The organism is Psychromonas saccharinae, assembly GCF_051201515.1.
Taxonomy (GTDB): Bacteria; Pseudomonadota; Gammaproteobacteria; order Enterobacterales; family Psychromonadaceae; genus Psychromonas.
On sequence record NZ_CP195153.1, the window covers coordinates 314,113 to 337,266 of the forward strand.

Annotated in this window: 21 protein-coding genes and 1 riboswitch; of the genes, 8 read left to right on the plus strand and 13 right to left on the minus strand. The window is 37.6% G+C overall.

Translation table 11 applies throughout. The features are described 5' to 3' along the window. Window positions 1–11: 11 nt before the first annotated feature. The gene (tolC, locus tag ACR30L_RS01465) at window positions 12–1,346 is read right to left on the minus strand and encodes an outer membrane channel protein TolC (protein ID WP_435236279.1); all 1,335 of its coding nucleotides are present in this window, start codon (window positions 1,344–1,346) and stop codon (window positions 12–14) included. A gap of 103 nt (window positions 1,347–1,449) precedes the next feature. Between tolC and nudF the strand changes: the two genes are divergently transcribed. The 6 genes from nudF to ACR30L_RS01495 all read left to right on the plus strand — a co-directional run bounded on the left by nudF (window position 1,450) and on the right by ACR30L_RS01495 (window position 10,297). Beyond that, a complete protein-coding gene (gene nudF / locus ACR30L_RS01470) occupies window positions 1,450–2,085 on the plus strand; it encodes an ADP-ribose diphosphatase (RefSeq protein WP_435236280.1) in 636 nt (211 codons plus the stop codon). Window positions 2,086–2,263: 178 nt separating this feature from the next. Continuing rightward, window positions 2,264–3,091: a 3',5'-cyclic-AMP phosphodiesterase gene (gene cpdA / locus ACR30L_RS01475; protein WP_435236281.1), complete on the plus strand. Its 828-nt coding sequence runs from the start codon at window positions 2,264–2,266 to the stop codon at window positions 3,089–3,091. Window positions 3,092–3,132: 41 nt separating this feature from the next. Continuing rightward, on the plus strand, window positions 3,133–3,702 hold the full coding sequence (locus tag ACR30L_RS01480; RefSeq protein ID WP_435236282.1) for a YqiA/YcfP family alpha/beta fold hydrolase: 570 nt from the start codon (window positions 3,133–3,135) through the stop codon (window positions 3,700–3,702). A 91-nt stretch (window positions 3,703–3,793) separates the two neighbouring features. Beyond that, complete coding sequence (parE, locus tag ACR30L_RS01485) at window positions 3,794–5,683, plus strand: DNA topoisomerase IV subunit B (RefSeq protein WP_435236283.1); 1,890 nt, start codon at window positions 3,794–3,796, stop codon at window positions 5,681–5,683. Between the two features lie 1,026 nt (window positions 5,684–6,709). Beyond that, the gene (locus ACR30L_RS01490; RefSeq protein WP_435236284.1) at window positions 6,710–9,997 is read left to right on the plus strand and encodes a diguanylate cyclase domain-containing protein; all 3,288 of its coding nucleotides are present in this window, start codon (window positions 6,710–6,712) and stop codon (window positions 9,995–9,997) included. A gap of 48 nt (window positions 9,998–10,045) precedes the next feature. Then, complete coding sequence (locus tag ACR30L_RS01495) at window positions 10,046–10,297, plus strand: hypothetical protein (RefSeq protein WP_435236285.1); 252 nt, start codon at window positions 10,046–10,048, stop codon at window positions 10,295–10,297. Here the strand turns inward: ACR30L_RS01495 and ACR30L_RS01500 are convergent. After that, on the minus strand, window positions 10,212–10,691 hold the full coding sequence (locus ACR30L_RS01500) for a GNAT family N-acetyltransferase (protein WP_435236286.1): 480 nt from the start codon (window positions 10,689–10,691) through the stop codon (window positions 10,212–10,214). The two genes, ACR30L_RS01495 and ACR30L_RS01500, sit on opposite strands and share 86 nt — an antisense overlap. Before the next feature lie 51 nt (window positions 10,692–10,742). Further along, window positions 10,743–11,090 carry a DUF3024 domain-containing protein gene (locus tag ACR30L_RS01505; RefSeq protein WP_435236287.1) on the minus strand — a complete coding sequence of 116 codons (348 nt, stop codon included), beginning with the start codon at window positions 11,088–11,090 and terminating at the stop codon, window positions 10,743–10,745. 191 nt (window positions 11,091–11,281) lie between these two features. Between ACR30L_RS01505 and ACR30L_RS01510 the strand changes: the two genes are divergently transcribed. Beyond that, a complete protein-coding gene (locus ACR30L_RS01510; protein WP_435236288.1) occupies window positions 11,282–11,590 on the plus strand; it encodes an HlyU family transcriptional regulator in 309 nt (102 codons plus the stop codon). Window positions 11,591–11,721: 131 nt separating this feature from the next. Here the strand turns inward: ACR30L_RS01510 and ACR30L_RS01515 are convergent, their stop codons facing one another. From ACR30L_RS01515 to cobT, 10 genes are all read right to left on the minus strand, one after another. After that, a complete protein-coding gene (locus ACR30L_RS01515) occupies window positions 11,722–12,735 on the minus strand; it encodes a TonB family protein (protein WP_435236289.1) in 1,014 nt (337 codons plus the stop codon). 25 nt (window positions 12,736–12,760) lie between these two features. After that, window positions 12,761–13,165 (minus strand): ExbD/TolR family protein, encoded by a 405-nt coding sequence (locus ACR30L_RS01520; protein ID WP_435236290.1) that lies wholly within the window; start codon window positions 13,163–13,165, stop codon window positions 12,761–12,763. Then, entirely contained in the window at window positions 13,162–14,151 is a 990-nt protein-coding gene (locus ACR30L_RS01525) for a MotA/TolQ/ExbB proton channel family protein (RefSeq protein ID WP_435236291.1), read from the minus strand. The genes ACR30L_RS01520 and ACR30L_RS01525 overlap by 4 nt, the downstream gene beginning before the upstream one ends. Before the next feature lie 97 nt (window positions 14,152–14,248). Next, window positions 14,249–15,049: an ABC transporter ATP-binding protein gene (locus ACR30L_RS01530; RefSeq protein ID WP_435236292.1), complete on the minus strand. Its 801-nt coding sequence runs from the start codon at window positions 15,047–15,049 to the stop codon at window positions 14,249–14,251. A gap of 13 nt (window positions 15,050–15,062) precedes the next feature. After that, complete coding sequence (locus ACR30L_RS01535; RefSeq protein ID WP_435236293.1) at window positions 15,063–16,100, minus strand: FecCD family ABC transporter permease; 1,038 nt, start codon at window positions 16,098–16,100, stop codon at window positions 15,063–15,065. Continuing rightward, the gene (locus ACR30L_RS01540) at window positions 16,090–17,097 is read right to left on the minus strand and encodes an ABC transporter substrate-binding protein (protein ID WP_435236294.1); all 1,008 of its coding nucleotides are present in this window, start codon (window positions 17,095–17,097) and stop codon (window positions 16,090–16,092) included. The genes ACR30L_RS01535 and ACR30L_RS01540 overlap by 11 nt, the downstream gene beginning before the upstream one ends. A 59-nt stretch (window positions 17,098–17,156) precedes the next feature. Next, the gene (locus ACR30L_RS01545; RefSeq protein WP_435236295.1) at window positions 17,157–19,025 is read right to left on the minus strand and encodes a TonB-dependent receptor plug domain-containing protein; all 1,869 of its coding nucleotides are present in this window, start codon (window positions 19,023–19,025) and stop codon (window positions 17,157–17,159) included. Between the two features lie 146 nt (window positions 19,026–19,171). Then, window positions 19,172–19,342, minus strand: a riboswitch (cobalamin riboswitch). A gap of 80 nt (window positions 19,343–19,422) precedes the next feature. Continuing rightward, window positions 19,423–20,037, minus strand: coding sequence for a histidine phosphatase family protein (locus ACR30L_RS01550; RefSeq protein ID WP_435236296.1), 615 nt, complete (start codon window positions 20,035–20,037; stop codon window positions 19,423–19,425). A gap of 13 nt (window positions 20,038–20,050) precedes the next feature. Beyond that, on the minus strand, window positions 20,051–20,917 hold the full coding sequence (locus ACR30L_RS01555) for an adenosylcobinamide-GDP ribazoletransferase (RefSeq protein WP_435236297.1): 867 nt from the start codon (window positions 20,915–20,917) through the stop codon (window positions 20,051–20,053). Beyond that, entirely contained in the window at window positions 20,917–21,945 is a 1,029-nt protein-coding gene (cobT, locus tag ACR30L_RS01560; RefSeq protein ID WP_435236298.1) for a nicotinate-nucleotide--dimethylbenzimidazole phosphoribosyltransferase, read from the minus strand. Before cobT ends, ACR30L_RS01555 begins: the two co-directional genes overlap by 1 nt. A gap of 285 nt (window positions 21,946–22,230) precedes the next feature. Between cobT and ACR30L_RS01565 the strand changes: the two genes are divergently transcribed. Beyond that, window positions 22,231–23,130 (plus strand): LysR family transcriptional regulator, encoded by a 900-nt coding sequence (locus tag ACR30L_RS01565; RefSeq protein ID WP_435236299.1) that lies wholly within the window; start codon window positions 22,231–22,233, stop codon window positions 23,128–23,130. Window positions 23,131–23,154 lie beyond the last annotated feature (24 nt).

A 23,154-nucleotide genomic window follows, 5' to 3' on the forward strand; every position in this document is an offset into this window, starting at 1 on the left:
ATTTATTGTCATTATTGTTGAATAAGACCCGCTGAGATATCAATAATATCTTGTTCTTTTAATGTTCCAGCAGAGAACTTGAGGTTTAGCATATTAATAATGTAATCGTATCGTGCATTAGCGAGTTCGTTTTCAGAATCGTATAAGCTACGCGTCGCATCTAAAACATCGACAATCGTACGTGTACCTACTTCAAATCCAGCTTCTACTGCTTCGAGTGCACTTGATGATGATTTAACGGTTTGTTCGTAGGCGCGAATTGAGCTAATTGAAGCGCGTACATTGTTAAATCCACTGCTTACTTCTGATTCAGTACTACGATAGGTTGAGTTTAAATCTTCACTAGCCATAACATAGTTATATTGAGCCTGTTTAACTAATGAATTTGTTTTACCACCCGTGTAAAGCGGCACGCTTAATTCTAGGCCGATAGTACCTGTATTTAAGTTATCGTAGTTGTAAGACGAAGACGAAAAGTTGGAGTCAACATCGCTATCATTGTATTGTCGGCCGTGGTGATCCAACCCAGCGGTCAATGCTAAAGTCGGTTTATTACCTGCTTTGGCTAGATCTATTTGCATTTTAGCTAGCTCTTTTGCAATCCGTTTACTGTGAAGTGTTAAGTTATGCTCAAGTGAAGTGCTGCGCCAGGTTTTTATATCGCCTTCAAGTTGTTGTGTTGAAAACGTATTGGTATTAAGTTGTGCAACGTTTTTAACTTCTTCACCCGTTAATTCATGTAAGGTGTAGTAAGAGTTTAATAATGTATTTTCAGCATTGATTTCATCGGCAACGGTACGGTCATATTCTGCTTGTGCTTCATGTACATCGGTAATGGCAATGAGCCCCACTTCAAAGCGTTGTTTCGTTTGCTCTAGTTGGCGTTCAACTGCACGTTTATTGGCTTGTACAGATTTAACCGCTTCATCGGCACGTAGTACATTAAAGTAAGCTGTCGCAGTTCTAAGTAGCAAATCTTGCGCACTAATATTGTAAATAACTTCGTATTGAGTCGCTTCTTTTTCTGCAAGATCTAATTGTTGCCAGTATGAGCTGTTATACAGTGATTGGCTTAAAGAAATTGTTGCACCGTATGTACCGTATGAGTAATCATTATTGGTCGCGTTATAACTGGTATCCGCAGAGAAACCGATTTGGGGTAATAAAGATGCATTCGCTTCATTTACTTTTTCTAGAAAAGAATCGTATTGGGCTTTGCTTTTTAATATTGTGGAATCATTAAGTTTAGCTGCTTGATATATTTCCAATAATGTATCAGCATGGCTAGAGTAACTAATACTCGTTAATGCAATTAGCGAAGCAATAGAAAGTTTATTTAACATCATGACAAAGAGTCCTGTTATGTAGTGAAAATGTGTTGTTATTATTGGTTAACGAGCCCTGATTTTTTAGTAGTATAAGGGATATTTTTTGCAAGGGGAATAATAAATGAATGACCATTCACTTTTAAATCAAGAAGCACCAATTAACTATACTCATGATGATGTAGAAGTCATTAATAAAGTACCGTTATATAAAGGTTTTTTTAAATGTAATAAATACACGTTAAAACATAAGTTATTTGCTGGTGGTTGGAGCGAAGTCATGGATCGTGAATTTTTTGAACGAGGCCATGCCGCTGCATTACTTCCCTATGATGTTAAAAACGATACTGTTGTGTTGTTAGAGCAATTTCGTTTTGGCGCGATGGAAACTAAACAATCACCTTGGTTGTTCGAACTAGTTGCCGGAATGATCGAAGAGGGTGAAGTCTCGGAAGAGGTAGTGAAGCGCGAAGCGATGGAAGAAGCGGGATTAGTGATCGATTCCTGTAAATTTATTACTAATTATTTAGTCAGTCCGGGTGGTACCACCGAGCAAATCGACCTATATGTCGCCAATGTCGATAGTTCACTTGCAAGTGGTTTACATGGGCTAGCCGAAGAAGGTGAAGATATTCGTGTTCACGTGGTTCCTAGAGAAACGGCTTATCAATGGGTTGTGGAAGGTAAAATTAATAATGCAGCCAGTATTATTGCTTTGCAATGGCTTGAGTTAAATTGGAAAAATTGTCAAGATTTATAGAGATATAAAGCAACTAGTGATGAGAAATGAGGTTTCAGTAACGTTTTTCATATTTAGTTAACGGTTTCTGAGCACTAAATGATAAAATAATATGTTCGTACAAATAGCTAAATTATCAGCTTAATGTACATAACTTATGAAAACTCGATATTATATATTAAACCGATACCTGGATGTTATGAATACAAAAGTTACACAGTTAAAAACAGATGTCCAAGGCAACTTACCACTGTTACAGATAACCGATACACATCTTTTTTCCGATAGAAATAAAGATTTATTAGGGATCAAAACAGTACAAAGCTTTGAGGCTGTGATTGAGCATGCAGCAAAATATGCTTCGGAATGTCGAGCTGTTTTATCTACCGGCGATTTATCTCAAGATCATTCTGCACAATCGTATATTGATTTTACTGATAATATAAAAAAATTAGCCTTACCATGTTACTGCATTCCGGGTAATCATGATCTCCAATCGATTATGATGCCTAACTTAATAGAGCAAGGTATTTCTCAGGTTACTCATATTATGAGTGATTTCTGGCAAATCATTATGCTTGATTCACAGGTGGAAGGATTAGTGCATGGGGAGTTGGTTGATTCAGAACTTGAATTCTTGCAACAAGCGCTAGCTGATAATCCTGATAAACATACCTTAGTCTGTTTGCACCATCATGTATTACCAGTGGGATCTAATTGGTTAGACCAACATATGTTGAAGAATAGTGAACGTTTTCTTGAAACAATACGCCCATTCAATAATGTTTGTGCTGTATTGTCAGGACACGTCCATCAGATGGTAGATGTTTACCATAATGGGGTTCGCTTTATGACAACACCTTCAACTTGTGTGCAATTTAAACCGAATTCCTACGACTTTGCCGTTGATAATAAAGCACCTGGATATCGTTATTTATCCTTAAACCAAGAAGGTGATATAAGCACTCACATTGAGCGAATTGAGTCGGATAAATTTATCATTGATAGTGATGCGTCGGGCTATTAATAAAGTAAATGAGGGTATCTGATATTTAGGTATTTATTATAATGACGAAAGTATTATTAGCATTACATGGTTTTCATAGCTCCCCTAATTCATTAAAAATACAACAAATGTCGGCTTATTTGGCCGACCATTATCCTGAAATAACCCTTATCGCACCCCAACTTCCCTGTCTACCTGAAGATATGTGGAAAACGATTGAGGCTGTGTTTGCAGAACACGTGGGGGATCAAATAGCGGTGATGGGGAGTTCATTAGGCGGGTTTCTCGCGACCAAAGCAGCGGAAGCGTATCAAGTCAAAATATTATTGATTAATCCGGCCGTTTCTCCCGGTCGTTTGCTTTCCTATGCAGGCCAACAGCAGCACCCTTATACATTGCAAAATTATGTTATAGATGAAGTTTATCTTAACCAATTGGAAGCCCTGTCTAGTTCATATATTGGTACACTAGAACAATGCTGGGTTTTATTGCAGGAGGGCGATGAAGTTTTAGATTATCAGCAAGGACTAGAACGATATAAACAGTGTACAATAACCTGTGAACCAGGAGGGAGTCATAGTTTTAGTGGTTTTGAACGCTTTCTGCCGGATATTATAAATTTTTTATTTTAAACCCCGTTAATAAGCTGATATTTTAAACAAATCTATTATTCTTTCTTACTTTTTCGTAAGACAATCATTTAATTTTCAAATAGGCGATAACATGAGCGAACAGTACAATTCCGATTCCATTGAAGTTTTAAACGGCCTTGATCCTGTTCGACATCGTCCTGGTATGTATACCGAAACATCGCGTCCTAATCATTTGGCTCAAGAAGTTATAGATAATAGTGTGGATGAAGCATTAGCAGGCCATGCCGATGCGATTCAAGTGATATTGCATGAAGACCAGTCTATTGAAGTCACTGATAACGGTCGTGGTATGCCGATTGATATTCACCCAGAAGAAAAAATATCTGGGGTTGAATTAATCTTTTGTAAACTTCATGCTGGTGGTAAATTTTCCGGTAAAAACTACGAAATTTCTGGTGGTTTACACGGCGTTGGGATTTCGGTCGTTAATGCATTATCTAAACGTGTTGATGTCAGCATTCGTCGTAATGCTCAGGTATATCAGATCGCATTTGAAAATGGCGAAAAAGTCGAAGAATTACACGTAACAGGCACCTGTGGAAAACGTAACACCGGTACTAGTGTTCACTTTCATCCTGATCCGACTTATTTTGATAGTGCCCGTTTTTCTGTTTCTCGTTTATTGCACTTATTAAAAGCGAAAGCGGTTCTCTGTCCTGGCTTAACCATTAAATTTAAAGATAAAGTCAATAAAAATGATTATGAGTGGTGTTATCAGGATGGTTTGAATGATTACCTGCTTGAAGCCGTAGAAGAGAGTGAGTTGTTACCTTCTTCGCCATTTATAGGTCAGTTTACTGCTAATAAAGAGATGGTCGATTGGGCGATTGTTTGGTTGCCAGAAGGCGGGAATTCGCTCTCAGAAAGTTACGTAAACCTGATCCCCACTATACAAGGTGGAACGCACGTCAATGGCTTTCGACAAGGCTTATTGGAAGCGATGCGTGAATTCTGTGATATTCGCAATCTTCTACCGCGTGGTTTGAAACTAACGCCTGAAGATATTTGGGATAAATGTGCTTATATCATCTCCGTCAGAATTAAAGATCCGCAATTTGCGGGACAAACGAAAGAACGTTTATCATCAAGACAATGTGCCGCTTTTGTTTCTGGTGTGGTTAAAGATGCCTTTAGTTTATGGCTTAATGCCAATGTAACTGAAGCTGAATCATTGGCTGATTTTTGTATTAATAATGCACAAACCCGTACGCGCAAAAGCAAAAAAGTCGCCCGTAAGAAAGTCACACAGGGGCCGGCATTACCTGGAAAACTTACCGATTGTTCTGGACATGATCCTGCACGAGCTGAATTATTCCTTGTGGAAGGTGATTCGGCTGGCGGTAGTGCAAAACAAGCGCGTGATCGGGAATTTCAAGCCATTATGCCTTTACGTGGGAAGATAAAAAATACCTGGGAAGATGAGTCCGATATTATTTTAAACTCCGAAGAAATTCATAATATTTCGGTCGCGATCGGTATTGATCCGGCATCTTCTGACTTGTCTGGTTTACGTTACGGAAAAATTTGTATTCTTGCCGATGCGGACTCCGACGGTTTACATATCGCGACACTTATATGCGCTTTGTTTGTTCAGCATTTTCGTCCTGTCGTTGATGCTGGCCATTTCTATGTTGCGATGCCGCCCCTATATCGTATCGATATTGGGAAAGAAGTTTTCTATGCGTTAGATGAGTCTGAAAAAAATGGGATTTTAGATCGCATTGAAAGAGAGAAAAAGCGCGGAAAAGTTAATGTGCAACGATTTAAAGGGTTGGGTGAAATGAACCCATTACAACTACGTGAAACAACGATGGATCCGAATACGCGTCGTTTAGTTCAGTTAACCACCGAGGGCGCTGATAAAATGATAGAAGTGATGGATATGTTACTGGCTAAGAAAAGAGCTGGTGACCGTAAAGTATGGCTTGAAGAAAGCGGTGATATGGCTTCTGTGGATTAGTGTTGTTTAAAGCATAAGTTGATATGGCATTAACTATCAATTAGTTACAGTTATTTTGGTTTGAATATTATGCCAGCTTATGCTTTTAACTACTTAGAAAATGACAACTTATGGTTTATTTGAGGTTCATTCAAAACAATGCGAGTAAAGTAAATCAATAACTTAAAGCTTAACTAATGCAACTTTGTTCTTTAAATAACAATTAATTGTTTAGTTAACGTTTCAAAAAAGACCGTGCAGCTTAGTATCGAGAAGCTTTGCAGCTCGTTATATATTAAAGAAATTTAAACATGAGTGTTGCTTAAGATACAAAATAAAACCTTCATCCTATCAAATCTTAACGTTCGAATGTTATCCATAAATGAATGTACTTAGTATTAAGGGGGTTAAATTGAAACCAAGAAAGCATTCGTCTTTCGTTAATGATCCGTTCAACCATTTGTCGCCAGAATAAAGTTATCTTTTTCCTGTAAATCACTTAACAACATTAATGATGAATCGTGCCGTTCATATATTAGATATTTGTAATAAGTAGATTGCTGATTTTTGCATCTTGAATGGCAATGGGTATATATGTGCATTTATTTCTACATCACTAACTCCAGAAGATTTATTTTTCTAAAATATAAAAAAAAATTATAAGTTTTAGTTTTTTAATATAATTTTCAACCAATAAGCACATTTTTTATATTTCCGATGAGCACATCGGTCTGAAAAATGTTAGGGTCGGTAGTTGCTAATGATATTACTGTCAAGTTTATTATTTAATAATTATTTTAATGGTTAATTAACGACTGAAACAGAGTGAATAGTTATGTATTACGTATTTTATACGGAAAATGCAGATAAGAGATTTAAAACGAATATTTAGAGAAAGACAAAATGGGTAACCGATATTATAAATTTTAATAATCAATATCGGTAGTTTGTTTTATAAGTTGGCCAATAATTGATGGCAAATAAGTAAACCGTGTCGTTTAAAAAGTTAAGGTTTATTAAAACGCTCACGTTAAAGGGATTTTTATTGTGGAACATGTTAATTCAGGAAAAAATAATAATTCAATACCGGTTGATGACTATACTAGCGGTCCTGAAATAGTTGCAAAGAATGATCAATCAAGAACAACGTCTAGTGCTTTTCTAAATGTTATCTCACAGATGAACATTGATTCTCAAGACGTTTTTCAAGAAAAATATCAACAGCTTTGGCAAGAGGCAAGTAATGAAAATAAGTTACTTTCATTACTGTTATGTGATATCGATTTATTTGATGTCTACACTGATCATTATAGTGAGCAAAGTACCTCTTTTATGTTGTTAGTGGTTGCATTAGCATTGAAAAATGTGTGTCAAACACATGGTTGTTTACTCGGTCATTATCATAATCATGAATTTATGGTGTTATTAAAAGGTGGTAATGAATTAGAGGCACAGAACATAGCTGATGCATTACGCCAAGCGGTTGCCGATTCAAAAATAGAACATAAATTTTCAGATCTAAGTGAAACCGTCACATTAAGTGTTGGTATAACAAGCTTGTATCCTACCTCCATAAAACAGATGATGGAAAAGGCAGAGAAGGCTTTAGTTTCAGCAAAAGAAGCGACTATCAACGATGCGAAAGGAATTAAAGCAAAGGGAAAAAGTGAGAGTGAAGATCAAGTTCCTATAAGCGAAAAATCCGGTGTGGTAGCCGAGAGCCAAATGAAATCGCTAAATCGGGCCATAACATCTACTTCAACGGAACAAGATGCTAGTCAGAATAACCTTACTCATCAAGCGAAAAAACAAATTGAACACGTAGATTCATATCATGTTGAAGATGCATCAGCGAAACAGTTAATCTCTGCTAAGGGGCCGAAAAAACAACGCTTCTCTGGGTTAAAAGCACTTGTTTCTAAAGCAAAAGATAAAAAAGACGTAGTTCAAAAGAACAATGATATAAATACATTAGAAATGCGTGCTGATGAGAATAAAACTGATATTAATCCATTACCTTTAACTGATTCTGCTATTAAAAAGAAACCAGCTGTTAGCAACGTTATGATTGATAATGATGCGAATAAAAACGATTCATTATCTGCTCCACAACAAAAAGTTAAAGAATCTGCCAGTCAGAATATCAATAGCGTCAAGCAAAAAGAGTTGGATAGAAATAAAGAAGTAGTCGCAGGTAAGCGTGACGGTGGTATTAGTGAGGTTAATCAACATGATAAATCGACAATAGTAAAAGACAAGCCACAGAGCGCGATAGAAAAACATATTATTGCTTCAAAAGCATTAGATAAAAATAAAGAAACAGCAATAGTTGTAGATAAGCATGAAGACGAAATTAGTAAGGTTGATGAATCGACAATAGTAAATAGCAAACCACAGAGCGCAATAGAAAAACATATTGCAGCTTTAAAAGCGTCGGATAGAAATAAAGAAGCAGTCGCAGGTAAGCGTGAAGATGGTATTAGTGCGGTTAATCAACATGATAAATCGTCAATAGTAAATGACAAACCACAGAGCGCAATAGAAAAGCATATTACTGCTTCAAAAGCATCGGATACAAAAAAAGAAACAGAAAGAGTTTCAGGCAAGTACGAAGATGATACGGGTAAGGTTGATGAAGGTGATAAATCGTCAACAGTAAAAGACAAACCACAGAGTGCAATAGAAAAACATATTGCGGCTTTAAAAGCGTCTAAAGAAGCTGCCGCAGGCAAACATGACGGTGATATTCGTGCAGTTAATAAAGATGACAAATCGACGGTAGCAAAAAATAAACCACAGAGTGCGATAGAAAAACTTATTGCGGCTTCAAAAGAATCGGATACAAAAAAAGAAACTGCAACAGTTGTAAGCAAGTGCGAAGTTGATACTAATGTAATTAATGAACGTGATTCGGCGATAGTAAAAGGCAAACCACAGAGTGCGATAGAAAAGCTCATTGCGGCTTCAAAAGAAACTGATAAAGAAGCCAAAGTAGATGCAAACAATCCGGCAGCTCATAAGTTAGAAGTGGATAGCGAAATTATCAATGAGGAGTTCGTCTTTCAGGTCACAACAAATAAATCTCGGATCGCCACTATTGAAAAACAGAGCACAGCCTCCAAAAATGCGAAGTTAAATACAAAATTAAAGCCTGCTGCAAGCCTGCATAAGAAAGTGGAAAATAGAGATGCGATAGAAAGTGCTCCTGTCAAAGATGATTTACACGTTACCGATAAAGAAAGTGAGATCGCATTAACACTCTCTTCAACTCCTAAAGCCGAGACGTCTGGAATGACTCAGCAAACAAGTAAAGGAGAACATCTAGATAACGTAAATATTGACTCTTCTGGTTCCTTAGAAGCGTTAAATACATTAGCTAATATAACAAGCAATCTTGAATTTGATTCCTCGATAGAGGCTTCCTCCGCTCAACAGGTGGATGATAGTATTGATTTAACAGAGAAGGTTGAGTTAACACTTGAATTACCAGAGTCTCAGGAGAAAATTGATAGTAGTGCAGCGGTTATTACCCCAAACAATGCGCTTACATTAGATCTTGAAACACAATCTCCGAAGGATGCTCCTGTTCAAAAAGAACAAAAGCAAAAGGACATTAAGCTAGACGATTCAGTCAGTATTGATGAGTCAGAGGCGGCGTCTCAATTGCAAGCATCTCTCTCTAAGCAGGTGAGCGAGCCTAAATCAATTGCTCCTGTAAAAGGTGAGGTTGAAACCCCAGATGTGAAGAATATTGAGATTGACACTAAATATTCAAAGGACGCGCAATTAACAGGTGTTGTCGAAACCATTAAAAATCGAAAACTAGTCAGTAACTTACAGCAAGATTTGTTAGCGTTGAATATTGGTGGACGGGCTGAGTTTGATAATAAATTTGCTGAAGTTTGGCAGAATTGTTGTGAAGAAAAAGATTTTTTATCAATGTTTATTTCTGAAGTTGATTTCTTTTCTTCTTATACTGAGCATTATGGTAAAGCAGAAAGTGAAAAAGCACTGTTAGCAATTGCTTCTGCTATTAATAAAGCCTATGCAAAGCATAATGTATTTATTTTTTATCTTGGTAATGGAAGTTTTGCGGGATTAGTAAAAGGGGGCAATGCAACAAAAGCATTGCGAGCATCAGAAAAAATTTGTAGCTTAGTTGCTGGTTTATCGATCAAGCATCAATTATCTAATGTGAGTGAGGTATTAACAATGAGCCTAGGTTTAACGCATTTATTTCCGAGTGATAGGAATAGTATGAAAGACTTAAAGGATGAATCTAACTCGGCACTTGATATGGCGATTCTACTAGGGCGAAATCAGGTAAGCTTATAATCGTAACGAAATAACTTTTAAATAGACATAGAAGATCGTTATAAATACTTGAATGTTCACGTTTCTTTTTTGGTTGAAGGACAAATAGAAGTAGTGATCGTTTATGTAAATACACTGGTTTATATCAATGATCTGCTTGGAAAGGGATACATATTCTTCGTTATTCCATTCCATAAGTTTATCAAATTGACGACTCTAAAAAATGAGAGTCGTTTTATTTTATTATTTTTTGCATCCGTATTAAGTCCCAGCTTTTATTATTATTACGAATGTTATTTAGCTCAATGTTATAGGGAATAAAACCGAGTTTTTTGTAGCACTTAATGGCTGCTGTGTTTTGGCTATAAACCGCTAATGTAATGAACTTGAAGTTAAAATTCTGTTTTGCGTGATTTAATAATAATGAGATCATTCCCATTGCATAATGGTTGCCACGGTAGTTAGGCGCAATAAAAACACGGCATATTCTATATTCTATTTCTGAGATTTTATAAAGTTCAACATAGCCGCTTGGTTTGTTATCAATCATAAATAGAAAAGGGGATACGCAGGCATTGGTATAATGTTGTTTGAGCTGTATTTCTGTTAGTGGAAACTGGAAAGAATGGCCGCTCCATAGGATGTTTAGCTCTTTGTTATCTATCCAGTCAATAAGTTGTTGATTGTTCTTTTCAGAAAACCGAATTAGTTGCATATGGCGTTGTATCTGCTGAGAAGGCTAAAAAATACCTTTGTTATAATAAGATTAACCAAAGAATATACCCGTTTCATCACAATCGATAATAACAAATACTTCTTCAATGGTTTTAGCTGATTTATGTAATCGATAACTCTTCCAGGTGAGATTACTGCTCATATAAAAGATTTCCCATTCTTTTTTAGTTTTAACATAGGTCATTTTGGCGAGTGGGTATTCATTAAATACATCAGTATTATTCCATTGAGGCCGCTGTTCAAAAACTTCGACTGTTTGATTGGATAGACGGCAATCCAGATCGCATTTATCACGAACACTTGGATGAGGGCGGCGTTTAAGCAGAAACTTCTTTTTTGCTATTTCATATCTTTTTATTTCAAATTCACTTAATGGCATAAAACAGTTGCTCTCCTAAATGGTATTTTTAAATTTAGTTAGATTAAAACAATAACTTAAAATCACAATATGTCCATTATTGAATACTCAATACAGTGTATTTTAGAACTGAGCATAGGATCTGGTATAAATGATGACTGCGGGTTATGCTATGAACATAAACTACTTAACTAATGATAATAAGGGATCCCATGGGCTTTTTTTCTACAATTGGTAAATTATTTACCGGTTCAGCACAATCAAATGCTTCTGAAAAATCAACAAAAGGCTATCCAAGTCAAGAATACAAAGGTTTTACGATTACCCCACAGCCACTTGCAGATAAGGGGCAGTTTCGTGTCGCTGCATTGATTGAAAAACAAGGTGAGACGGAAGAAGAGACGAAGCAACACAAATTTATTCGTTCAGACACTGTTGTCAGTGCAGATCAAGCGACTGAATTAGCGATGACTAAGTGTAAGGTTTTTATTGATCAAATGGGCGATAATATTTTTAATTAATTAACTTTTTAATCTAGGTAATATCAATTGTATTAAATAGTTTACCTAGATTAGGTTGGCTCATTTTTCAGGTTTTGTCTGCAGGTGCTTTCTAATGCAAATACTTCTCGCATTAGAAAGGAGTATTAAGTTTATTTAAGCTCAAAGCGGAATGAGAAAATTTGTTCACTGTCGATTTTTTCTTCCCCTTTGTGTGCGGGCATAAACAACTCTTGTTTAACAAAATCCATAATGGCATTGTCTAAAATTGGGTAACCGCTTGATGTGACAATTTCTGGGTTTTTACCTTTTCCTTGCATACTTACGGTTAATTTAACTACCACACGGCCCTGTTGGTTGCGGAGAATGGCACGTTGTGGATAAGTTGGTGTGTTGCCTGAAACAACGATAGCTTCCTGTAATACACCTTGATTTTGAGCGGCGCTACTTTTGGCTGGTTCTTTTTTAAAGACCGCTTTATTTTTTGACTCTTGTTTTACTGGTGCTTTAGCCGTATTCGTTGGTGCCGGTTTTTTGTTTTCTTTACGCTTGGTGGCAGCAGGAGCGGGCTTAATGATTTTAGCTGTCGGTGCTGGTTTGGCTGTTTTTGTTATTATTTTTGGTGTTTGTGATTTTTTAGGGGCTTTTTTCGGTTTTTGTTTTGTTAATTTTGCTGGACGGCCTAAATCTGAAGGGGGAAGGTGAAATTCAGTTTCAAAAAATTCGGCTTTAAGCATCGCATCGCTGTCAGCCGTTGTGTTTTTAATGGCTTTATTTAATTGTTGTTTTGCTACTTTAACGGTTGAACTCAATTGGGTTGTTATTTGTGTTTTTGCTTTTGTTACTACAGGTGTTGCCTCTTCAGTGACTGGTGTATTTGCTCTCTCCACCGGTGTTTTTTCTGACGCTATTGCTTTTTCAATGGTAGGTGCTTCAATTGGCTTTGAGTCTGCAGGTCGTTGTTCCGGTTCCGTTTGCATTTTTGGCTTGGACTGAGCTTGTGTATCTGTTTCTGTTATTTCTACCAACTCAACTTGCATGGATTGCTGACCGGAGTTAATAGGCAGTTCTGGGATTACTGTCGATTCTTTATGAAAATGGAAAAAGAAACCATAAATGACAAGAGTTAAAATAAAAAAAGGAAAGTAATGGCTAATATATTTCATAATTAAGCTCTCATTAAACGGGGTTTTATTTATTATTTTCCGTTGCAAATGCCACTTTTTCAAACCCCGCCTGACGGAGTTTGTCGAGAATATTAAGGGCGATACCAAGATCTGATTGTTGATCTCCACGAATGAGAATTGGTTTATGTGTCCCTTCCGCTAATTGTAACATTTTTTCTGTAAGTTCTTGTATATCAATGTCTTGTTCATTAATAAATATCTTATTATTAGCGTTGATACTGATCATAATACTTTCTTCAGTTTGTTGTTTGCTTTCAACCAACTGTGGGAGATCTACTTTTATATTGCTTTGCATGGTCATTTTTAGCATGACGAATATAAAGAAAATAAGTAATAAAAATATAACATCGATTAATGGCAGGAGCTCAAAACGTGCAGCCTGTTGAAACCGTGATTTATTCAGTTTCATAGTTGCTTCTCTTTAACGGTAGTGTTTTTTTTCTGTTCTTTTTTCAGGTGTTTATTTTCCTGCATTTCCTGAAGTTTTACTTCATCAATCCCGTAAAATTCATCTTTATCATCGGCTTCATCGGCATACATTTCGAGTAATGAAGCCTGTGTGGCTTTGTTGATATTTTGCATTTCAGGATGTAAGGCAACTTCGACTTCATCGGTACCTTCCTTAAACTCGTAGTGATAAGGCATTTCGCTTTGTTCTGCAACGGTATTGGCGTGATGCATTTTTAATTCATCATTGCTCATGCTGGCTTCTTGCTCTAATGCTATTTTGCTAATTTGATTATTGATTAGCCTTTTTTGTTGGCAAATATGATTAAATTCACTGCCAATGATTTCTAAATGGAGAGTTAGTTTTTGAATAAAGGAACGAAATAAGTTGTAAGGGAGTAGAGCGATTAAGGCAACAACCAGCCCTGCTGCTGTTGAAATGAGTGCTTGTGCAATCCCACCAACAACTGCAGTTGGATTGTCGACACCTTCTAGGCTTAAGATATTGAATGAGTCAATAATGCCTAATACGGTGCCTAAAATTCCCAGCATGGGGGCTAATGTAATGACTGTGTCGAGTAAGGATTGTCCACGAGACATTAATCCTATTTGCTCTTCAGCATAGGATTCCATTTTTTCGTTCGGTGAAAAAGGTAATGCATTAATACCGTGGGCAAGCATATTGAGCGCAGGCGTATCGAGGGTTTTTGCAAATTGTAGTGCACGATTTTTTTCGCGTTTATTGAGTGATGCAAAGCAATCTCTTAGGGCAAAACGTTCTCTTTTTAAGTGGTAATGCATCCAAATAAAAATACGTTCGATAGTGACTAATGTACTTAAAAATGAAGCCAATAATAGTAACCACATTACAACGCCGCCTTGTTGAAACCATTGTGGCATTGCCTGTTGAAGCTCTTGAAAGTTTGTTGCGTTGAGGATCATATCCATTGTTGGTGCTTTCCTATCATTATTTCCGGTGTTAAGGCTAGAACACACTAAGGTGCTCATATTAACCTGTTCTCGCATGGGGAGCAATTTAGTCCTTTTAGTAATGTTTGAGTGCTGTGATATTGGTTAAACTAATGATGTTATTTAGTTTGTTAATATCCGCATGGATAGAAAAACAATTAGCTAAATTGGTACTGTTTAATACCTGTTCTGGAGTCCCATCGGCGATAATTCTTTTTTGCGGGTTATCGGTTGTTTTCCCAAGTAAAATTAATCGGTCGCAGTAACGTGCTGCTAGGTTAAGATCGTGAAGCGCTGTAATGGCTAGTTTCCCCGTTTGGGTGAGTGTTCTTATTAGCTCAAGCGTTTCTATTTGATGACAAATATCTAAACTCGCAATTGGTTCATCAAGTAAAATGGTTTGAGCCTGCTGGGCTAATGCACGTGCAATAATAACTCGCTGTTTTTCTCCACCAGATAATGTATTTACTAATCGATTTTTAAGATGAGTGATATCGGTTTGATTCATGGCTTCATCAATAATTTTTTTATCTCGTGCCGTTTCTAGTTCAAAAGCACCTAAATAAGGATTGCGTCCCATGGCGACTAGTTCTTGTGCATTAAAGGCGTAGGGCAGTTCGATAGATTGTGGGACAAAGGCAAGTTGTTTGGCAATATCACGGCGTTTGAGTGTGTGGATATCGGTATTATCAACCAACACTTTGCCCGATTGTTGTTTAATTAATCCTAGCAGTAGCTGTAAAAGTGTACTTTTCCCTGTGCCATTCGCACCAATCAAGCCAACAAACTCACCCGCTTTAAAATCTAAGGTAATATTTTTTAACAGCGGTTCTTTAGTATAAGAAAAGCTGAGATTGACGCAATTTAACAGTGACATGAATACCACTCCACTAATGTAATAGAAAGCGTTGCTTAACTAATAGGAATAGAAAAAACGGTGCACCTAATGCTGCGGTAATGACGCCTAAAGGAATCGCCTGACCGTTAAAGAAAGTATTAACAAAAAGATCCGCGCCAAGTAAGGTGATACCGCCGGCAAATAGGCAAGCAGGTAAAAGGTACCGATGTGTTGGGCCGAGTAAAAGACGCATAATATGCGGTACAACTAATCCGATAAAACCAATTCCACCGACGACGGATACCGATGCACCGACCATTGCGGTGCTAATAATGAGCAAATTTCGGCGTACTCTTTTTACATCGACACCGACTGAGAGTGCATGTTGCTCACCGAGTAAGAGCAAATCTAATTGTTTACTGTAGAAAAGTAATAACGCAAAGCCACTTAAGACAATTGGGAGAATAATGAAAATATGATCCCAAGTCCGGCCATCTAGCCCGCCCATGGTCCAATAAATAATCATGCGAGCAACATCCCAATTGCTTAATGATAAGGCGAGTAATAGTGATATTGCAGCTACGTTAAGTGCGCTGATTGCAACACCGGAGAGTAATAATGTGGCGATGCTAGTTTGCCCTCGATTTGATGCGACTCGATAAACAATAGCGAGTGAAATACCGGCGCCAATAAAAGCAAAAAGCGGGATTGCCCAGGCAGAAATAAGTGAAAATCCAAGATAAATGGCAATAACGGCGCCTAAAGAGGCACCCGAAGAGACACCCAATACCGAAGGAGAGGCGAGCGGATTACGAAACATGCCCTGCATCACTAAGCCACACAATGCTAAGCTCGCACCTGCAAACAATGCAATAATCACTCTCGGTAAACGGACATCCATGATAATGCTGCTTTGCCACTGGGGAATATTCGTTGTCTGAGATGTGACGATTTGTTGCCTAAGAATTTCACCGATATGGTTTAATGAAATATCAGCAGGCCCCTGCAAAATACCTAATAGACTTAAGATAAAGAAGGTAAATAATAACCCGAAAAGAATAATCGGAATGGCTCTCGAATTATTGAACATAGTCACTCTCTTGAAACATGTGTATTTCAGGGTGTAATAATTTTGCGATAGCTTCGACACCTTTAATTCTGTGTTGTGACACACTGCGTAGCCATGTACCAGGAACTGAATATAAACGCTTGTTTTTGACTGCCGGCACATCAGCCCAGGCTTTCTTATTGGCAAGGATCGCGGTAGGGGAAGACTCTCCATGACTTTGATTGAAGACCCATTGGTTCATTACAATGACATCGGGCTGTAGGGAAATAGCGAGTTCTTCGCTTATTTTATTTTCCCCATTACCTAAAACACCATTAGCAACATTGATACCACCGGAAAGTTGAATGGCCTCATCCATTAGTGAGTGCCCACCAATACTATAACCGTTAAGATCATAATAAAGCACTTTAGGACGCGGTTTATCTTTAACTTGCGCTTTAATGAAATCGATTCGTTGTTGTAGGTGGTGAATAATCACTTCACCTTGAGCTTCTGTATCTGTGACGTTTGCAACGATACGAATATTATTAAATATATCAGAAAATGAATTAAACTCACTGAGTCTCACGATCGGAATACCACTGCGTAATAAATACCGTACGGTTTCAGGATTACTATAGGAGGCAACAAAAACAAGATCCGGTTGTAGCGACAGAATGGATTCAATTTCTCCCGCTGTACGTACGATGTTTTTATCGTAAAAATTGACGATATTCGATAGGCTTGGATAGTCGACATAATTGCTCACTGCGACTAAACGCTGTTGATCAATAAGACCTGAAAGAATGTGGTCGGTTGCTAAGGTTGCAGAGATAATTCGTGTGGGGGGCTTGTCTAGTGTAAAGGTAATACCTGTTTTATCGATTAAGGTTTTAGGGTAATGATCACCTTTGATTTGGGTGGTAAAATTGCCTATTCCCTCTTCAAAAAGAGCAAATAATGGGCCTTGTTTGTGGTGGATAAAAGTAATTAACAGCAATAAAAAAAGGATGAAAAAAACTAATTTAAAATTATTCATTTCATCCTCTTTTGTATTAATTATTTTTCTATTGGGTTTAAAACAATCCTAAAATTGTATTATTTAAAGTTAACGCCGACATAAATAGTACGGTCTGCCGTATTGTAACCACTTACTTCTTCGTAATTTTCATTGAACGCATTCTCTAATCGAGCAGACAAGCCAATATGTTTATGGATTTGATAAGCAACGGCAATATTCGTTAGCATGTAGCTATCGAGATTTGAATCATCACTATCAATACGACTACCAACATAATTGAAGCCAATATTGGCACTTAATTTAGGCGTATATTTGTAATTAGCGTTGATGCTTGCCGAATTTTCTGGGCGACGAGATAATTCATTACCGTCACCATCATCCGTTTTCATATAGGTGTAACTTGCATTCAAACGGAAATCTTGGGTGATTTTTAGACTACCAGTAAACTCAAGACCACGTGCTGTGGCATCATCATCAAGATTAACATAGGTACCATTATAATTAGAATCAGATTCATAATCGATCATATTGGTGTAACGTGAATCAAAGTAAGTTAAATCAACGTAGGCGTCAGCATCACTGAAGTTGTATTCAACCCCTGCATCCCAACTGCGGCTTTTTTCTGGTGTTAGATTTGGATTACCTGTATAGGCGCTATAACCAAAAGATTGATAGCCATATAACTGGCCTAATGTTGGATTTTTAACGCCAGTTCCATAACTTGAATGTATGCGAGTGCCATCATTAATCCATCCTGCAGCATCTAAGTGATAGGTTGTTGTATCATCAAATCTATCATTAAAGTCATGGCGAATCGCCGCATTTACAAAGACTAATTTTTTCCAATCGGTGCCATAACCTAGAACAATACCGGTTGCTTCGATACGTTCTTTTTCATCCATTGACCAGCTTTGGTAATTATCATTTTCATGCTCTGCAAAAAATGAAAGGCGTTGCGTGAAGTTATTAATAGGGGTTAGGTAATAATCACTCTGCAGTTCTGTTTTTATTTTCTTACCTTCATAGGAGGTATCGCTATATGAAAAATCTTCATTTTTTGTATTTGATAATCCAACAGAAAGTCGATTCTGCCATTGTTTGTTGAACAAGTTTAAATGGCTATTTAATTTTGCTTGATACTGTTCATTTGTTGCGTAATAGCCAGAGTCTGCATCGGTACCATAAGCATTATCATATTCTGATTCTGATTGTCCGTAACGTAGTATGGTATCCATCGTAAAAACATCAGTGAATTGGTGCCCCATTTTTAAAGAAATCGTTTGATTTTCATAACGATCATCATCTGATTCATTATCTAGTGCACTGATACCGTCCGTTTTAAGGTTTGTTGCAGAAAGAGAGTAATTGGTATCGCCTTTTGCACCACTGATATTAATATTTTCTTTGTAGTAATCATTTTCACCAAGTTCAAGGCTGCCCGTTGGGTTAAACCCGGATGTTCCTTTTTTGGTGACAATGTTAATAACACCACCAATGGCATCACTGCCCCAAAGCGCACTTTGAGAGCCACGTAAAACTTCAATACGTTCAATATTATCGGCCATAAGATCATCAAAGCTATAACCGCCACTAATGCTTGATAGATCGCTTACTTCGACTCCATCAATGACTACAAGTGTTTTATTAGAATCAGCACCACGAATAAAAACAGAGGTTGCTTTACCGATGCCACCCGTATTGGTTACACTCACTCCTGGTACATCCTGCAGTAGCTCTGCAACAGTACGTGATTGGTTTTCTTTTAGGTAGGCTTCATCGAGTACGGTAATAGAGCTGCCTGTTTCAACACGTTTGGTTTCAACACGACTAGCGGAGATTACGATATCATCGTTATTGTTATCGGTAATGGTTTCATCTGCAAAAGTTGTAGGGCTAATAAGGCTGCCAATGATTAGGGCTAATGGCGTATATTGAGGTTTAAACATAGTTCTTCCTTGTTATTTAAATAAGAAGAAAGTTTGCTTGAACAGGTTTTATAGACTGAGCAACAAAGACTTTCTTTGGCTCGCCACTATTACGAAATACCGCTATTTGGTATTAGCCCGTTCCAAAAAAGCCGACCCGCTTGATGGACAGTGACGCTCTCTATGCTGGTATCTGACTTATAATGCGATTATTTGATAAAGCAATATTTACAGTTGCGGGGGCAGTGCAGGCTTGTGTTAACGTAACCGTTAAACCCTGCTTCCCATTTAAGCTTGCTTTATATTATTAGCGAAGCACATAGTGAATGGCGATTATAGGTAAACTATGATCGGTGTCAACCTTTCAGTTATTGACAAAAATTGAAGTGATTAATATTAAAAGACTTCTTTTAAACCTTTATTCCAGTAGGTCGGCTGCAATATTCTTTACACTGATATAGTACTGGTCTGTTTTACTAATTTGAATATGGGTTAGTGAGGCATTGCCAATCGCTAAATTTGCATGCCAAACAGGGTTTTTCCAATCAACGTTTAAGGCCATTGCTAATATCATACGAATTACACCGCCATGGGTAATAATCAGTGTATTCGCATTATTAGTTTGAGTGATGTGGTTCCAAGCTGAATGAATCCTTTGATGAAATGCTGTTAATGTTTCAGCATCAGGTAAGGTATTCTTATAAGGATCTTGCCAAAATGCATCGAGTAATGGCCATTGGTCTTTTATTGTTTCGAATGGTTGGCCATCAAGTTTCCCGAAAGACATTTCTTGAATTTGCGTATTAAGGGTATGCGTTGCCTGTGGATAATCAACCTGCAATAGCGTCGCTAAATCAGCACAACGTTTCAATGGAGAACTAATAATATGGTCGAAGGGGAGTCTTTTTTTCGTTAATGCTTTTCGGATTTTTTGTTGTAAATCAGGGCATGTATTACAATCAGTATGGCCGTTTAATGCTGGAGCACCATTCACTTTTCCATGACGTAATAAATAAAAATGACAAACTTGCACGGCTAGTCCCTTTTTAATATAGAGCAAGAACACTGTTTGGGTTTAATGTTGCTAACAATAGCAGATAAATAATTAGCTCCATTAATTGTTGTGCTGCACCTAGGCAATCGCCCGTAAAACCACCTAATCTTGCTAATAACCAGCGTTTGAATAACAGTCGAAATACTAACCCTGCGATGATTAATAATAATGTGATCAATGGATGAATGAATAAACAAGGCACTAGGCTGCAGAATATAATAAATATTAGCTCCTTAGCGGACTGTTTTTCGGCTAACGGTTTGCTTTTGCTTTTATCGAGATCACTCACATAGGGAGTATTAAATATAAAACTAGCGGCGACGCCTCGACTGACGGTATAGGCAAGGAGCCAAATAATAAAAATAGTGATTAAAGGAGAATCATTATGTATTGATAACAACGGGATAAATTCACTGTTTATATAACCCAAACTTAATTCTCTGAGTAACAAAAATTTGGCTAATAGACTCATCACCAATGCGCTTGCACCATAGGTACCAATACGGCTATCTTTCATGATAGATAGTCGGCGTTCAATGGTCATTCCTCCGCCAATACCATCGGCCATGTCTGCTAAACCATCTTCATGAAAGCAACCTGTTAGTAATAAGCTAAATACTATAGTTAAAAAAACGGCGATATCAGGTGAGAACAGGTATGTAAAAATAATAAAAATGGAACCACAGAGCATACCTAACACTATGCCAACAAGTGCAAAGTAACGTCCTGCCTTATTCATACGTTCAGCGGAGTAGGGGACATTATGACTCATTGGTATTCGAGAGAAAAAGCCAAGTGCCAAGAGAAATAACTCAACTTGATAACCTAGCGCTTGTTGAATTTTCTCACTAAGAGGCATTAAACTGTTACTCCTGCACTTTCAAAGCTTGCCATATTATTATAAAACTCAGCAGCAGCTCGAACTAATGGGACCGCGAGTGCAGCACCAGTCCCTTCGCCAAGGCGCAGCGATAAATCGAGAAGAGGATTGGCTTGTAATAAGTTGAGCAGGATTTTATGGCCAGATTCCTGTGAACGATGCGCAAAAATCATAAACTCTCGACAATCAGGTTCAATTAACGTTGCAACATAGGCCGCTGTGCTGACAATAAATCCATCAACAATGACTGGCGTTTTATTTTCAAATGCAGCTAAAAATGCGCCGACCATTTGTACAACTTCATATCCGCCTACTTCAGCAAGTACGCTATAGGGATCTGCGTTTTGACAACGGGCGACGCCAAGTTTGATTACCGTTATTTTTTTCTCTAATTGCTCTGAGGTAATACCAGTTCCCAATCCCACGCACTTGTCGACGGATTCCCCGGATAAAGCGGCTAAAATAGCAGAGGCACAGCTGGTGTTTGCTATGCCCATTTCGCCAAACATAATTAAGTTACAACCTCCGTTAATGGTGCTATGGATGATTGATTTACCTAATTCGATACCTCGTATTACTTGCTCTGAACTCATTGCAGGTTGAATAGCAAAATTGTGGGTACGTGTTCCTAGTCGTTGCTCAATAAAATTAGGGTTGTTGGTTTCAACCGGAATAAGAATACCCGTATCAACAATTTTTAGTTCGATATCATTCGCACGGCAAAAACAATTGATGGCGGCACCGCCAGCTAAGAAATTTAAGACCATTTGTTGAGTGACTGCGCTTGGTGCGATACTGACGCCTTCATCTGCAATACCGTGGTCACCTGCAAATAAAATAGCGGTAGGTTTAGTTATTTCAATGTGAGAAATGAGTTTTCCTGCATAAACGCTTTGAATTAGGGCTAATTGATGAGCTATATCTTCTAATAAACCGAGTGCTCCAACAGGTTTAGTTTTTTGATCAATTTTTTGTTGGATTTGAATGGATAAATCGTCTTTAGACATTGGTTTTTCTCTTTTTATTATGCAGTTCCGTATTCTCTAGCATAACTTATAAAAGTAAGTTTACAGGAAAGAGGATTTTTTTATTAAGCATCTAGGGGATTACAATGCTATCAATATTGATTAATTTAAGTTTGTTTTTCTAGTGCTTTAACAATGACATTTGCGGATGATTATAGGTAAAGCAGAATCACAGTCAATGGCAGCTTGTTAATATTAGATTTTCCACCTTTAATAAGTAACAATAGTTTTAGGGCAGTACTATTTTATCGTTTTATTGAGAATTAAATGAATATTGAACATTTAAAGTTATTCGTACGTTTAGCGGCGACCCATAATATTAGCCAAGCTGGACAAGAATTAAATTTATCGCCAGCTGTTGCCAGTGCGCATATTAATAAACTCGAAGAGGGTTTGGGGATTCGGCTTGTTCATCGAACAACACGAAAGGTTTCGTTAACTGAAGAAGGGCTCGTTTTTCTGCCTCATGCCCAGGAGGTTTTAGCAAGTGTTGAGGCTGCTTGTGCCTCGGTCGGCTCAGGTGAAGTATCCCCAAAGGGAACGCTAAGAGTGACTGCCTCTTCTTCATTTGGACGAATGCATTTGGTACCGGCTTTAAAAGGGTTTCTTGATAAATACCCTGATTTGTCCGTTGATTTACGTTTGAGCGATACCATCGTCGATCTTGTTGAAGGTGGGTTTGATATTGCAATCCGAAATGCAGAACTTAAAGACTCAAGTTTAATTGCTCGTAAATTAGCCCCCGATGATCGTATTATTTGTGCCTCTCCCGATTACTTAGCAAAATACGGTGAACCGATGACACCGAAGGAGTTATATCAACACCAATGCATTAATATTATTGGCATGGACGGTTGGACTTTTAATAGTCATAACGGAGCCATTACCATTAAAACGCAAAGCAGAATGCGTATAGACCATGGTGAAACCGTTCGAGATGCCTGTGTCAATGGGATTGGTATTGCATTGAGTGCAACCTGGAGTGTGTACGAACACCTAAGGAAAGGTGAGTTAGTACAGATTTTAAAGAATTATCCCTTAGCCTCAGATACTGCGATCTGGGCTGTTTATCCAAGTTCTCGCTTGCTTGCTCCAAAAGTACGTGTATTTATTGATTATTTAGCCGAGTGCTATGCAGAGCCTTTGTATTGGCAAGCAACTCAGTAAATAAACGGACAATTATTCGTTATA

What these genes read in the sequence shown, in the direction of transcription:
- tolC (WP_435236279.1), bottom strand. Translation starts at nt 1,346, where the DNA reads ATGATGTTAAATAAACTTTCTATTGCTTCGCTAATTGCATTAACGAGT.
- nudF (WP_435236280.1), top strand. Translation starts at nt 1,450, where the DNA reads ATGAATGACCATTCACTTTTAAATCAAGAAGCACCAATTAACTATACT.
- cpdA (WP_435236281.1), top strand. Translation starts at nt 2,264, where the DNA reads ATGAATACAAAAGTTACACAGTTAAAAACAGATGTCCAAGGCAACTTA.
- ACR30L_RS01480 (WP_435236282.1), top strand. Translation starts at nt 3,133, where the DNA reads ATGACGAAAGTATTATTAGCATTACATGGTTTTCATAGCTCCCCTAAT.
- parE (WP_435236283.1), top strand. Translation starts at nt 3,794, where the DNA reads ATGAGCGAACAGTACAATTCCGATTCCATTGAAGTTTTAAACGGCCTT.
- ACR30L_RS01500 (WP_435236286.1), bottom strand. Translation starts at nt 10,691, where the DNA reads ATGCAACTAATTCGGTTTTCTGAAAAGAACAATCAACAACTTATTGAC.
- ACR30L_RS01505 (WP_435236287.1), bottom strand. Translation starts at nt 11,090, where the DNA reads ATGCCATTAAGTGAATTTGAAATAAAAAGATATGAAATAGCAAAAAAG.
- ACR30L_RS01510 (WP_435236288.1), top strand. Translation starts at nt 11,282, where the DNA reads ATGGGCTTTTTTTCTACAATTGGTAAATTATTTACCGGTTCAGCACAA.
- ACR30L_RS01515 (WP_435236289.1), bottom strand. Translation starts at nt 12,735, where the DNA reads ATGAAATATATTAGCCATTACTTTCCTTTTTTTATTTTAACTCTTGTC.
- ACR30L_RS01520 (WP_435236290.1), bottom strand. Translation starts at nt 13,165, where the DNA reads ATGAAACTGAATAAATCACGGTTTCAACAGGCTGCACGTTTTGAGCTC.
- ACR30L_RS01525 (WP_435236291.1), bottom strand. Translation starts at nt 14,151, where the DNA reads ATGGATATGATCCTCAACGCAACAAACTTTCAAGAGCTTCAACAGGCA.
- ACR30L_RS01530 (WP_435236292.1), bottom strand. Translation starts at nt 15,049, where the DNA reads ATGTCACTGTTAAATTGCGTCAATCTCAGCTTTTCTTATACTAAAGAA.
- ACR30L_RS01535 (WP_435236293.1), bottom strand. Translation starts at nt 16,100, where the DNA reads ATGTTCAATAATTCGAGAGCCATTCCGATTATTCTTTTCGGGTTATTA.
- ACR30L_RS01540 (WP_435236294.1), bottom strand. Translation starts at nt 17,097, where the DNA reads ATGAATAATTTTAAATTAGTTTTTTTCATCCTTTTTTTATTGCTGTTA.
- ACR30L_RS01545 (WP_435236295.1), bottom strand. Translation starts at nt 19,025, where the DNA reads ATGTTTAAACCTCAATATACGCCATTAGCCCTAATCATTGGCAGCCTT.
- ACR30L_RS01555 (WP_435236297.1), bottom strand. Translation starts at nt 20,917, where the DNA reads ATGCCTCTTAGTGAGAAAATTCAACAAGCGCTAGGTTATCAAGTTGAG.
- cobT (WP_435236298.1), bottom strand. Translation starts at nt 21,945, where the DNA reads ATGTCTAAAGACGATTTATCCATTCAAATCCAACAAAAAATTGATCAA.
- ACR30L_RS01565 (WP_435236299.1), top strand. Translation starts at nt 22,231, where the DNA reads ATGAATATTGAACATTTAAAGTTATTCGTACGTTTAGCGGCGACCCAT.